9 protein-coding genes are annotated in these 12,886 nt (G+C 58.8%); 1 reads left to right on the forward strand and 8 read right to left on the reverse strand.

The genetic code is table 11. From position 1 onward, the window contains the following. Position 1 precedes the first annotated feature (1 nt). Both ftsH and rlmE read right to left on the reverse strand, forming a co-directional pair. Positions 2–1,903: an ATP-dependent zinc metalloprotease FtsH gene (gene ftsH / locus NJC38_RS18470; RefSeq protein WP_045487713.1), complete on the reverse strand. Its 1,902-nt coding sequence runs from the start codon at positions 1,901–1,903 to the stop codon at positions 2–4. A 213-nt stretch (positions 1,904–2,116) separates the two neighbouring features. Continuing rightward, the gene (rlmE, locus tag NJC38_RS18475; RefSeq protein WP_045487710.1) at positions 2,117–2,767 is read right to left on the reverse strand and encodes a 23S rRNA (uridine(2552)-2'-O)-methyltransferase RlmE; all 651 of its coding nucleotides are present in this window, start codon (positions 2,765–2,767) and stop codon (positions 2,117–2,119) included. Positions 2,768–2,871: 104 nt separating this feature from the next. Between rlmE and NJC38_RS18480 the strand changes: the two genes are divergently transcribed. Then, positions 2,872–3,180, forward strand: a complete 309-nt coding sequence (locus NJC38_RS18480) for a YhbY family RNA-binding protein (protein WP_045487708.1) — start codon at positions 2,872–2,874, stop codon at positions 3,178–3,180. Between the two features lie 217 nt (positions 3,181–3,397). Here NJC38_RS18480 and greA read toward each other — a convergent pair whose 3' ends face one another. From greA to dnaK, 6 genes are all read right to left on the reverse strand, one after another. Next, positions 3,398–3,877: a transcription elongation factor GreA gene (greA, locus tag NJC38_RS18485; protein ID WP_253116380.1), complete on the reverse strand. Its 480-nt coding sequence runs from the start codon at positions 3,875–3,877 to the stop codon at positions 3,398–3,400. Beyond that, positions 3,874–7,095: a carbamoyl-phosphate synthase large subunit gene (gene carB, locus NJC38_RS18490; protein ID WP_253116382.1), complete on the reverse strand. Its 3,222-nt coding sequence runs from the start codon at positions 7,093–7,095 to the stop codon at positions 3,874–3,876. Before carB ends, greA begins: the two co-directional genes overlap by 4 nt. 147 nt (positions 7,096–7,242) lie before the next feature. Then, positions 7,243–8,379, reverse strand: a complete 1,137-nt coding sequence (gene carA / locus NJC38_RS18495) for a glutamine-hydrolyzing carbamoyl-phosphate synthase small subunit (RefSeq protein WP_045487702.1) — start codon at positions 8,377–8,379, stop codon at positions 7,243–7,245. A 250-nt stretch (positions 8,380–8,629) separates the two neighbouring features. Next, positions 8,630–9,433 (reverse strand): 4-hydroxy-tetrahydrodipicolinate reductase, encoded by an 804-nt coding sequence (gene dapB / locus NJC38_RS18500; RefSeq protein WP_253116384.1) that lies wholly within the window; start codon positions 9,431–9,433, stop codon positions 8,630–8,632. Between the two features lie 61 nt (positions 9,434–9,494). After that, on the reverse strand, positions 9,495–10,628 hold the full coding sequence (gene dnaJ / locus NJC38_RS18505; RefSeq protein ID WP_045487697.1) for a molecular chaperone DnaJ: 1,134 nt from the start codon (positions 10,626–10,628) through the stop codon (positions 9,495–9,497). 326 nt (positions 10,629–10,954) lie between these two features. Then, positions 10,955–12,871 (reverse strand): molecular chaperone DnaK, encoded by a 1,917-nt coding sequence (gene dnaK / locus NJC38_RS18510; RefSeq protein ID WP_253116386.1) that lies wholly within the window; start codon positions 12,869–12,871, stop codon positions 10,955–10,957. Positions 12,872–12,886 lie beyond the last annotated feature (15 nt).

Consider the following 12,886-nt stretch of genomic DNA (forward strand, 5'->3'; position numbering starts at 1 on the left):
CTTAATGATCGGCAGCAGGGCCGCCGATAGGCGCTTCAGGACGAGGCTCGGGAATTGGCGTACCGTTGGTACCGGAACCACCTTCCCAATCACGAGGCTCACGCGGCGTGCGACCGGCCATGATGTCGTCGATCTGATCGCTGTCGATGGTCTCGTACTTCATCAGCGCATCAGCCATGGCATCGAGCTTGTCACGGTTATCGGTCAGCAACTGCTTGGCCGTGCCATAACAAAGATCAATGATGCTGCGCACTTCAGAGTCGATCAGCTTGGCCGTATCACCGGAGAAACTGGTGTTCTGGCTCGAACCGCGACCCAGGTAACCTGAATCCTCGTCCTCGGTGTACATCAGCGGGCCAAGCTTCTCGGACAGGCCCCACTTGGTCACCATGTTCCGGGCAATCTGGCTGGCGCGCATGATGTCATTGGAAGCGCCGGTGGTGACCCCATCGAAGCCCAGGGTCATTTCCTCAGCGATACGGCCGCCATACAGCGAGCAGATCTGGCTGATCAGCGCACGCTTGGAGAGGCTGTAGCGATCCTCTTCAGGCAGGAACATGGTGACACCGAGGGCACGACCACGCGGGATGATCGAAACCTTGTAGACCGGGTCATGCTCTGGCACCAGGCGACCAACGATCGCGTGACCTGCTTCGTGATAAGCGGTGTTCTGTTTCTCTTTTTCGGACATGACCATGCTTTTGCGCTCGGCGCCCATCATGATCTTGTCTTTGGCCAGCTCGAACTCTTTCATTTCGACCAGGCGCTTGCCGCTGCGCGCGGCAAACAGTGACGCTTCGTTGACCAGGTTGGCCAGGTCGGCACCAGAGAAGCCAGGAGTACCGCGTGCGATCACCGCCGGATTGACATTCTCGCCCATCGGCACTTTGCGCATGTGGACCTTGAGAATCTGCTCGCGACCACGGATATCCGGCAAGCCGACGACCACCTGACGGTCGAAGCGGCCTGGACGCAGCAGCGCCGGGTCAAGAACGTCGGGACGGTTGGTCGCTGCAATGACGATAATGCCGTCATTCATTTCGAAGCCGTCCATCTCTACCAGCAACTGGTTGAGGGTCTGCTCGCGCTCATCGTGACCACCGCCCATGCCAGCACCGCGATGACGACCGACCGCATCGATTTCGTCGATGAAGATGATGCATGGCGCGTGCTTCTTGGCCTGCTCGAACATGTCACGGACCCGGCTGGCACCGACACCGACGAACATCTCGACGAAGTCTGAACCGGAAATCGTGAAGAACGGCACCTTGGCTTCACCGGCAATGGCCTTGGCGAGCAAGGTCTTACCGGTGCCCGGAGGACCGACCATCAGTACGCCGCGCGGGATCCGGCCACCCAGACGCTGGAATTTGCCCGGATCACGCAGGAACTCGACCAGTTCGCCGACTTCTTCCTTGGCTTCGTCGCAACCTGCAACGTCGGCCAGGGTGGTCTTGACCTGATCTTCAGAGAGCAGGCGCGCCTTGCTCTTGCCGAAACTCATCGGCCCGCCTTTACCGCCGGCGCCGCCCTGCATCTGCCGCATGAAGAACATGAAGACAGCAATGATCACCAGGATCGGGAAGCTGGCCACCAGCAACTGGGTCCAGATACTCTGCTGCTCAGGCTGCTTGCCTTCGACGACCACGTTGTTGTCGACCAGATCACCGATCAGGCCGTTATCCTGGATGGCAGGGCGGATGGTCTTGAAGGTATCGCCGTCACTGCGCTTGCCTGTGATGACATAGCCGTCCACAGAGACTTTCTCGACCTTGCCGCTCTTCACCTGCTGGATGAATTCGGAGTAGTTGAGGGTCTGCGGCTCGTTCGGGCTGGAGAAGTTGTTCATCACCGTCACCAGGACAGCCGCGATGATCAACCACAGGATCAAATTCTTTGCCATATCGTTCAATTAGCTACCCTCTGAAGCAAGCTCCACGCAGCAAGCGTGCCTCGCATGATAATCACCGCCCTAACTTACTACAGAACCCCCCAATGTGGCAGGCGCCGTCTGTAACCCTTTGTGAAACATTAGCTACAAGATGTTCATTCAGGCGACATCTGCACGCCATTTGAAAAAAACTATCGCACCACACCAAAAGCGCCCGGTACCGGATCAAAGACGCTCTTCGCTGGCCGAACCTTCCAGACCACGGAAGCCACGGGCCAGAAGGTATTGCTCGCGAGACCGGTCACGCGATGACAACGGCTTGCGCATCTGCACCTTGTCGAACAGCCGACGGATGTCCTTGTGGTAGGTATCGAAGCCCTCACCCTGGAAAATCTTGATGAGGAAATCGCCACCTGGACGCAACACACGCCCTGCCAGGTCCAGCGCCAGCTCACAGAGGAACATGGCACGAGGCATATCCACAGCGCTCAATCCACTCATATTGGGGGCCATATCGGAAATAACAAGGTCTACTTGCGTATTACCTACCGCCTCGAGGATCTGCGCCAGCACGGCGTCCTGGGTAAAGTCGCCGCAAATGAAAGTGACATCCGGAATGCTGTCCATTTCCAGAATGTCCGAAGCGATCAGCTTGCCCTGACCACCAATCAGCCGACTGGTGACCTGAGACCAGCCGCCCGGGGCCGCTCCCAGGTCGATCACGGTCATGCCGGGACGAATGATCCTGTCCTTCTCCTGGATCTCCAGGAGCTTGTAACTGGCGCGCGAACGATAGCCGTCTTTTTGCGCCATCTTCACGTATTTATCGTCGAAATGTTCTTTAAGCCAGCCTTGGCTTGATTTGGAACGGGCCACGGGGCACCTCAATTTTAAACGGGTCGCGATTATATGGGCGGTCTCGGACTTGCTCGGGTAAACTAGCCGCCGTTTTTCACCAGACCAGACGCAGGGGTCAGATTATGCCGCTCACTCAAGAGCAGAAGAAACAGTACAAATCCATTGGCCACCACCTCAAGCCGGTTCTGATCGTGGCTGACAATGGTTTGACCGAAGGTGTGCTCGCCGAGCTGGAACGCGCTCTGAACGACCACGAGCTGATCAAGATCAAGCTCAACATCCTGGATCGCGAAAGCCGACTGCAGAGCATCGCAGAGCTGTGCAAGAGCGGCTCGGCAGAGCTGGTTCAGGTCATCGGCAAGATGGCACTGATCTACCGCAAGAACCCCAAGCCGAACAAGAACCTGTCCAACGTTCATCGCGCCGGCTGATTCGCGCATCGTCAGGGCCGCAATCGCGCGCCCTGCTACCCTTCGACCAACGGTCGGCCTGCTTCACGCACTTGGCAAAACCTTCATTCAGCTACCTTACAGGGTCCGAGGACACTGCGCAGCAAGCTGCCTGAAAATCGGGACTGGATAGATGAAACAGGCCGCTCACCCCTGAGGATGAACAGCCTGCCTGTTACATCAGTACTGGCCCGAGGTGTCAGATGTGACGAACCTCGATGATTTCGTACTCGACATCACCACCGGGGGCCTTCACCACCACGGTGTCACCTTCCTCCTTGGCGATCAAGGCACGTGCAATTGGCGAAGTGACAGAAATCTTGCCCTGCTTGGCATCTGCCTCATCCTCACCTACCAGCTTGTAGATCACGCTTTCGTCGGTTTCGACATTAGCGATTTCCACGGTAGTGCCGAACACCACCTTGCCGGTATGCGGGATGGTCGTGACATCGATGATCACAGCGTTCTGCATGCGGCCTTCGATGTCACGGATGCGCGCCTCAACCATGCCCTGCTGCTCACGGGCGGCATGGTATTCGGCGTTTTCCTTCAGGTCACCCAGCTCGCGTGCTTCGCCGATGTCCTGACTGAGTTTTGGCCGGACCACCTTGGTCAGGTGGGCCAGTTCCTCTTCGAGCGCGCGAGCGCCCTCGACGGTCATTGGGTACTTGGTACTCATCCTTTCATTCCTGCATGGAGGTCCTGCAAGCGACGCACGGTCTTTTCCGGACCGAACTTGAGCGCTTCACAGACCGCTTCGCCGGCCGCAATGGTGGTTGTGCAGTAGATCTTGTGCTGCAGCGCATTGCGACGAATGGAGTAGGAGTCAGCGATCGACTGACGGCCTTCAGTGGTGTTGATGATCAAAGTCACTTCGTCGTTCTTGATCATGTCGACAACGTGCGGGCGACCTTCGGTCACCTTGTTGACCCGGCGCACTTTCAGGCCCGCAGCTTCGATCAGCTTGGCAGTACCAGCGGTAGCGACCACCTCGAAACCAAGGCTGATCAGGTCACGGGCGACACCCGCCACGAGCGGCTTGTCGTCGTCACGCACGCTGATGAACGCAGTACCGCCCGTTGGCAGCACTTCGCTGGCACCCATCTGGGCTTTGGCAAATGCCTCGCCGAAGGTGTCGCCCACGCCCATCACTTCACCGGTGGATTTCATCTCCGGGCCAAGGATCGGGTCAACACCCGGGAACTTGGCGAACGGGAACACCGCTTCCTTGACGCTGTAGAAGTCAGGAATGATTTCCTTGGTGAAGCCCAGCTCTTTCAGGGTTTTGCCGGCCATGACGCGGGCTGCGATCATTGCCAGGGATACACCGATGCACTTGGAAACGAACGGCACGGTACGCGAAGCACGCGGGTTCACTTCAATGACGTAGATGTCTTCGCCCTGCAACGCCAACTGCACGTTCATCAGACCGACGACACCCAGCTCAAGGGCCATCTTCTTGACCTGGTCGCGCATCTCGTCCTGGATATGGGCCGGCAACGAGTACGGTGGCAGCGAACAGGCCGAGTCACCGGAGTGAACACCGGCTTGCTCGATGTGCTGCATGATCGCACCGATCACCACATCGGTGCCGTCGCTGACGGCATCGACGTCCATCTCGATTGCGCAGTTGAGGAAGTGATCGAGCAGCACCGGGCTGTCGTTGGAGACCTGAACGGCCTCGCGCAGGTAGCGCTTGAGCTCTTCTTCCTGGTAAACGATTTCCATCGCACGCCCACCCAATACATAGGATGGACGCACCACCAGCGGGTAACCGATCTTGGCCGCTGCACGAATCGCTTCGTCTTCGCTGCGCACGGTGGCGTTTGGTGGCTGGCGCAGGTTCAGGCGCTCAACCATCTGCTGGAAGCGCTCACGGTCTTCAGCACGGTCGATGGCATCAGGGCTGGTGCCGATGATCGGCACGCCGGCAGCTTCAAGGGCACGCGCCAGTTTCAGCGGCGTCTGGCCACCGTACTGGACAATCACACCTTTTGGCTTCTCGACACGGACGATTTCCAGCACGTCTTCCAGGGTCACTGGCTCGAAGTACAGGCGATCAGAGGTGTCGTAGTCGGTGGAGACGGTTTCCGGGTTGCAGTTGACCATGATCGTTTCATAGCCATCGTCACGCAGCGCGAGGGCCGCGTGCACACAGCAGTAGTCGAACTCGATACCCTGGCCGATACGGTTCGGACCACCACCAAGAATCATGATCTTGTCGCGCGTCGAAGGATTGGCTTCGCACTCTTCTTCGTACGTGGAGTACATGTACGCAGTGTCGGTGGCGAACTCGGCCGCACAGGTGTCAACGCGCTTGTAGACCGGGAACACTTCCAGTTTCTGGCGGTGAGTGCGCAGGTTCTTCTCGGTCACGCCCAGCAGCTTGGCCAGACGGGCATCGGAGAAGCCTTTGCGCTTGAGGCGCAACATCAGGTCACGGTCGATGGCCGACAGACCCTGGGTCTTGATCTTCTCTTCATCCTTGATCAGATCTTCGATCTGCACCAGGAACCAAGGGTCGATCATGTTCATGCCAAAGATGTCTTCGACGCTGAAACCGGCGCGGAACGCATCGGCGACGTACCAGATACGCTCGGCACCTGGCACGGTCAGTTCACGCTTGAGCGTGCTCATGCTTTCCGGGTGGCTCAGGTCCAGTTTCGGATCCAGACCGCTGACACCAACTTCCAGACCGCGCAGGGCTTTCTGCAGGGATTCCTGGAAGGTACGACCAATGGCCATGACCTCACCCACCGACTTCATCTGAGTGGTCAGACGAGCGTCGGCATTGGAGAACTTCTCGAACGCAAAGCGCGGCAGCTTGGTCACGACGTAGTCGATCGACGGCTCGAAAGACGCCGGGGTCTTGCCGCCAGTGATGTCGTTCTGCAGCTCGTCGAGGGTGTAACCCACAGCCAGCTTGGCCGCGATCTTGGCGATCGGGAAACCGGTGGCCTTGGAAGCCAGCGCCGAGGAACGCGAAACGCGCGGGTTCATCTCGATCACGACCATACGGCCGGTGTTCGGGCAAATACCGAACTGAACGTTGGAGCCACCGGTCTCAACGCCGATCTCGCGCAGCACCGCCAGCGAGGCGTTACGCAGGATCTGGTATTCCTTGTCGGTCAGGGTCTGTGCAGGTGCCACAGTGATCGAGTCACCGGTGTGCACACCCATCGGGTCAAAGTTTTCGATGGAGCAGACGATGATGCAGTTGTCCTTTTTGTCACGGACAACTTCCATCTCGTACTCTTTCCAGCCGATCAGCGATTCGTCGATCAGCAGTTCCTTGGTTGGCGACAGGTCCAGACCACGGGCGCAGATTTCTTCGAACTCTTCACGGTTGTAAGCAATACCGCCACCGGTGCCACCCATGGTGAAGGACGGACGGATGATGCAAGGGAAACCCAGCGTCTCCAGTACCGCGTTGGCTTCTTCCATGGAATGGGCGATACCGGAACGCGGACAGGCCAGGCCAATGGCCTTCATGGCCTTGTCGAAACGCGAACGATCTTCGGCCTTGTCGATGGTGTCAGCATTGGCACCGATCATTTCCACGCCGAACTTTTCCAGAACGCCTTCGCGCTCCAGGTCCAAAGCGCAGTTCAGTGCAGTCTGGCCGCCCATGGTCGGCAATACGGCATCTGGACGCTCTTTCTCGATGATCTTGGCAACACTCTGCCACTTGATCGGCTCGATGTAGGTCGCGTCCGCCATGGCCGGGTCGGTCATGATGGTGGCCGGGTTGGAGTTCACCAGGATAACCCGGTAACCCTCTTCGCGCAGGGCTTTACAGGCCTGGGCGCCGGAGTAGTCGAATTCACAGGCCTGGCCGATCACGATGGGGCCGGCGCCGAGAATCAGGATACTTTTAATGTCTGTACGTTTTGGCATGGGTTGTCACTCAAATCCGCAGGTCAGTCGGCAAGCCGTCTTGATCAATTCATTGCGGTACCGGGTGGCAGCGCCTGGCGCAACTCCTGCTACAGAGATTGCCGGGGCCACCCTGACACCTGATTACTTCATTCTCAAGGCAACCGGTCAGCGACGCTTGGCCATCGCATCGATAAAGCGGTCGAACAGTGGCGCCACGTCAGTCGGGCCAGGGCTGGCTTCAGGGTGACCCTGGAAGCTGAACGCGCTCTTGTCGGTGCGCTCGATACCCTGCAGGGTACCGTCGAACAGCGATTTGTGGATGGCGCGAACGTTGCCCGGCAGGGTCGCTTCGTCTACCGCAAAACCGTGGTTCTGGCTGGTGATCATGACCACACCAGTGTCCAGATCCTGGACCGGGTGGTTGGCGCCGTGGTGGCCATGCCCCATTTTGACGGTCTTGGCGCCCGAAGCCAGGGCCAGCAACTGGTGACCCAGGCAGATACCGAACACCGGAATTTCGGTTTCCAGCACTTGCTTGATGGCAGCGATGGCGTAGTCACAAGGCTCTGGATCGCCAGGGCCGTTGGACAGGAACACGCCGTCAGGATTAAGCGCCAGCACTTCACTGGCCGGGGTCTGGGCAGGCACCACGGTGACGCGGCAGCCGCGAGCCACCAGCATGCGCAGGATATTGACCTTGACGCCATAGTCGAACGCCACGACATGGTAAGGCAGATCGGCCGCCGGAATTTCCGGATGGCTGTCGGTTTTCAGTTCCCAGACACTGGAGCGCCACTCGTAACGCTCTTTGGTGCTGACAACCTTGGCCAGGTCCATGCCTTTGAGGCCAGGGAAACCACGCGCAGCAGCAATCGCCGCTTCTTCGCTGATGTTGTCGCCGGCCAGGATGCAGCCGTTCTGAGCGCCCTTCTCACGCAGGATGCGGGTCAGGCGGCGAGTGTCGATCCCGGCAATGGCCACCACGTTGTTGGCCTTGAGATAGTCTTGCAGCGACAGCTTGTTACGCCAGTTGCTGGCCACCAGCGGCAGGTCACGAATGACCAGGCCAGCCGACCATACACGATCAGACTCGGCGTCTTCAGGCGTGGTGCCCGTGTTGCCGACATGCGGGTAGGTCAGGGTAACGATTTGTTGGGCATAGGAAGGATCGGTAAGGATTTCCTGATAGCCGGTCATTGCGGTGTTGAACACCACCTCTCCAACGGTCTGGCCGTCGGCTCCAATGGCTTCGCCGCGAAAAATGCTGCCATCAGCAAGGGCGAGTATGGCTGGCTTAGTCAAGAAGACCTCCCGTAGTTAAAGCCTGAAAGGGCGTTCGCAGGTTGCAAAAAAGCGGAGTGACGTTTCGATACGTCACCCCGCTTTCTTGGATAGATTCATCTGCGCGCTTTTAGTGGACACACTAAAGCTGTAGCTTACAGAAAAGGGCTGTTTTGGTCTACCACCAATCGGCCCAAGACTGGTTAAACAAGGCCGTCACTGAGCAAAGAATCAAGAACGGCCTGGTTTTTTCACTAAAAATGACAACGGCTCAACGCAGTTCGAGCACGTCCTGCATGTCATACAGACCGGGTATCTTGCCGTCCAGCCACAGCGCAGCACGCACCGCACCACGGGCAAAGGTCATCCGGCTGGAAGCCTTGTGGGTAATCTCCACACGCTCGCCATCAGCGGCAAACAGCACGGTATGATCACCGACAATGTCACCGGCACGGGTGGTCGCAAAACCAATGGTCTGCCGATCACGGGCGCCTGTCTGGCCTTCACGACCATACACCGCCACCTTCTCGAGATCGCGGCCCAGCGCAGCGGCAACCACCTCACCCATGCGCAGCGCGGTCCCCGACGGTGCGTCGACCTTGTGCCGATGGTGCGCCTCGCTGATCTCGATATCGACCTCATCCCCCAGCACCCGCGCGGCGGTATCCAGCAACTTCAGGCACAGGTTGACACCGACACTGTAGTTAGCCGCAAAGACAATCGGAATGTCCTTGGCCGCCTCTTCGATACGCTGCTTTTCTTCGGCGCTGAAACCCGTGGTGCCGATGACCATGGCCTTGCCAGCCTTGCGGCAAAACGCCAGGTTCTTCAGGGTCACCGATGGGTGAGTGAAGTCGATCAGCACATCAAACTCTTCCGCCACACGAGCCAGGTCGCCCGACAGCGGCACGCCAATGCGCCCCTGCCCAGCCAGCTCGCCGGCATCAGCACCAACCAGCGTGCTGTCAGGACGATCAACTGCTGCGGTAAGCCCGGCACCCTGCGCCTGACCAACCGCCTCGATAAGAATCTTGCCCATGCGCCCAGCGGCACCGGTAATAGCTATACGTCGCATATTCTGCTCCTGCCAGCCCTCGGGAAAGCGACGCTCTCACGAGGGCTTCTGGTTGGTGGCCTTACAAGTCGCCAAAGAACCGCTTCACACCTTCAAACCAGCCACTGGCCTTGGGCGAATGTGATTCGTCGCTTTGCAGCGACTCGCGGAACTCTTCCAGCAATTCACGCTGGCGCTTGCTGAGGTTGACCGGCGTCTCAACGGCGACCCGACACATCAGGTCACCCGGCCCACCACCACGCACTGGAGCCACACCTTTGCCACGCAGACGGAACTGCTTGCCGGTCTGGGTGCCCTCAGGGATCTTCAGCTTGACCCGCCCCTCAAGAGTCGGCACTTCAAGCTCGCCGCCCAGGGCCGCATCAGTGAAGCTGATTGGCACTTCGCAGAACAGATGCTTGCCATCGCGCTGGAAAATCGGGTGCTCGCGAACATTGATGACAACGTACAGATCGCCATTCGGACCACCTTGCGGCCCCGCCTCACCTTCGCCAGACAGGCGAATGCGATCACCGGTATCGACCCCCGAAGGCACTTTGACCGACAAGGTCTTGTACTCTTCGACCCGGCCTTCGCCATTACAGGAATCGCACGGATCAGAAATGATCTTGCCCTGGCCATGGCAGCGCGGGCAGGTCTGCTGCACCGAGAAGAAGCCCTGCTGCATGCGCACCTGACCAATGCCGCCACAGGTCGGACACGTGACAGGCGAGGAGCCTTTCTTGGCACCGCTGCCGTCGCACGGTTTGCAATTGACCAGCGTCGGCACGCGGATATTCACGGTTGTACCGCGAACCGCTTCTTCCAGATTCAGCTCAAGGGTGTAGCGCAGGTCGCTGCCGCGCTGTGGACCGCCACGCGCGCCACCACGACCGCCACCACCGAAGAAGTCGCTGAACACATCACCGAAAATATCCGAGAAGTTCGCGCCACCGGCACCAAAGCCGCCACCGCCGCCACCCATGCTCGGGTCGACACCGGCGTGGCCGTACTGGTCGTAGGCCGCACGCTTGCTGGTATCGGACAGCACTTCGTAGGCCTCGTTGGCCTCTTTGAAAAGCTCTTCCGATGCTTTGTCATCAGGGTTACGGTCAGGGTGATGCTTCATCGCCAGGCGGCGATAAGCTTTTTTCAGCTCGGCCTCGCTGGCGCCGCGCTCGACCCCCAATACTTCGTAATAATCACGCTTCGCCATAATTCTTCCGCACTCTTGAGGACGCCCGGCCAAACCCTCCTGAGCCTGGCCAGACTCGTTGAGCCCAATACAGGCCCGGACCCAACTCACGTCAATTCAACGATCCTGGTCTTCGTTCAACGGCCGCAAAGGGCCGCGAAAAGCGGCAGAACAAGCCGCACTGCAGGAGCACCGCGGCCTTGCCACAGGACTTGCGCAGCACAGTGCACAAGCCATAAAAAAATCGTCTATCCCAGACACGCCAACGCGGGAGCAAGCTCCCGCGCGGCGACATCCTACCAGCGACCGCGATACAGCGGTCAACCGGGTTGCAAGTGAGCCTGCGCTTACTTGTGGTCTTTGACTTCTTCGAACTCGGCGTCGACAACGTCATCAGCCTTGGCCGCGCCTTCAGCTGGCTTGGCAGCGGCTTCCGGAGCTTCAGCCTGTTCGGCATACATCTTCTGCGCGATTGGCGCAGAGACCTTGGACAGCTCTTCAACCTTGGCATCGATGACCGACTTGTCGTCGCCCTTCACTGCCACTTCCAGCGCAGCAACAGCCGCTTCTACTGCGGTCTTCTCTTCGGCGCTGACCTTGTCACCGGCATCGGCAATCATTTTGCGGGTCGAGTGCACCAGTGCATCACCCTGGTTACGGGCCGAGGCCAGCTCTTCGAACTTGCGGTCTTCCTCGGCATTAGCCTCGGCATCACGCACCATCTGCTGGATTTCTTCCTCAGACAGACCGGAGTTGGCCTTGATCACGATCGACTGCTGCTTGCCGGTAGCCTTGTCTTTCGCGCCGACGTGCAGGATGCCGTTGGCGTCGATGTCGAAGGTCACCTCGATTTGCGGAACGCCACGTGGCGCCGGCGGAATCTCGGCCAGGTCGAACTTGCCCAGCGATTTGTTCTGGGTCGCCTGCTTGCGCTCACCTTGCAGCACGTGAATGGTCACGGCGTTCTGGTTGTCGTCAGCGGTGGAGAACACTTGCGACTTCTTGGTCGGGATGGTGGTGTTCTTCTCGATCAGCGCAGTCATCACGCCACCCATGGTTTCGATACCCAGGGTCAGCGGGCTGACGTCCAGCAGCAGCACGTCTTTGACGTCACCGGCCAGAACCGCGCCCTGAATGGCGGCGCCCATGGCAACAGCTTCGTCCGGGTTGACGTCCTTGCGAGCTTCCTTGCCAAAGAACTCGGCAACCAGCTTCTGCACCAGCGGCATACGGGTCTGGCCACCGACCAGAATCACGTCGTTGATCGCACCGATGTCGATACCGGCATCTTTCAGAGCAGTACGGCAAGGCTCGATGGTGCGCTGCACCAGGTCTTCAACCAGCGACTCCAGCTTGGAACGCGAGATTTTCACGTTCAAGTGCTTTGGACCGGTGGCGTCTGCAGTGATGTACGGCAAGTTGACGTCGGTCTGGGTGCTGGAAGACAGCTCGATCTTGGCTTTTTCAGCGGCTTCTTTCAGGCGCTGCATGGCCAGCGGATCACCTTTGAGGTTGATGCCGCTTTCTTTCTTGAATTCGTCGACGAGGTAGTCGATCAGACGGATATCGAAGTCCTCACCACCGAGGAACGTGTCACCGTTGGTGGCCAATACTTCGAACTGGTGCTCGCCGTCGACTTCAGCGATCTCGATGACCGATACGTCGAAGGTACCACCACCCAGGTCATAAACGATCACCGTGTGGTCGCCTTTGGCCTTGTCCATACCGTATGCCAGCGCGGCTGCGGTCGGCTCGTTGATGATCCGCTTGACGTCAAGACCCGCGATACGGCCGGCGTCCTTGGTCGCCTGACGCTGGCTGTCGTTGAAGTAGGCCGGAACGGTGATCACCGCCTCAGTCACGGTCTCGCCGAGGTAGTCTTCGGCGGTTTTCTTCATCTTCTTGAGAATTTCAGCCGAGATCTGTGGCGGAGCCATTTTCTGGCCATTGACTTCAACCCACGCGTCGCCGTTGTCAGCCTTGGTGATCTTGTAAGGGACCATCTGGATGTCTTTCTGTACGACACCCTCGTCGAAACGACGACCGATCAGGCGCTTTACTGCGTACAGCGTGTTGTGCGGGTTGGTGACCGCCTGACGCTTGGCCGACTGACCGACCAGGATCTCGCCATCGTTGGCGTAGGCGATGATCGAAGGGGTAGTACGCGCACCTTCGGCGTTTTCAATGACCTTGACGTTGCCGCCTTCCAGAATCGAGACGCAGGAGTTGGTGGTCCCCAGGTCGATACCGATAATTTTGCCCATCTTGACTCTCCCGAA

The sequence above is a fragment of the Pseudomonas sp. 21LCFQ010 genome (assembly GCF_024129905.1).
Taxonomy (GTDB): Bacteria; Pseudomonadota; Gammaproteobacteria; order Pseudomonadales; family Pseudomonadaceae; genus Aquipseudomonas.

Excerpts from the sequence above, each read along its gene's own strand:
- ftsH (WP_045487713.1), bottom strand. The coding sequence starts at position 1,903 with ATGGCAAAGAATTTGATCCTGTGGTTGATCATCGCGGCTGTCCTGGTG.
- NJC38_RS18480 (WP_045487708.1), top strand. The coding sequence starts at position 2,872 with ATGCCGCTCACTCAAGAGCAGAAGAAACAGTACAAATCCATTGGCCAC.
- greA (WP_253116380.1), bottom strand. The coding sequence starts at position 3,877 with ATGAGTACCAAGTACCCAATGACCGTCGAGGGCGCTCGCGCGCTCGAA.
- carB (WP_253116382.1), bottom strand. The coding sequence starts at position 7,095 with ATGCCAAAACGTACAGACATTAAAAGTATCCTGATTCTCGGCGCCGGC.
- dapB (WP_253116384.1), bottom strand. The coding sequence starts at position 9,433 with ATGCGACGTATAGCTATTACCGGTGCCGCTGGGCGCATGGGCAAGATT.
- dnaJ (WP_045487697.1), bottom strand. The coding sequence starts at position 10,628 with ATGGCGAAGCGTGATTATTACGAAGTATTGGGGGTCGAGCGCGGCGCC.
- dnaK (WP_253116386.1), bottom strand. The coding sequence starts at position 12,871 with ATGGGCAAAATTATCGGTATCGACCTGGGGACCACCAACTCCTGCGTC.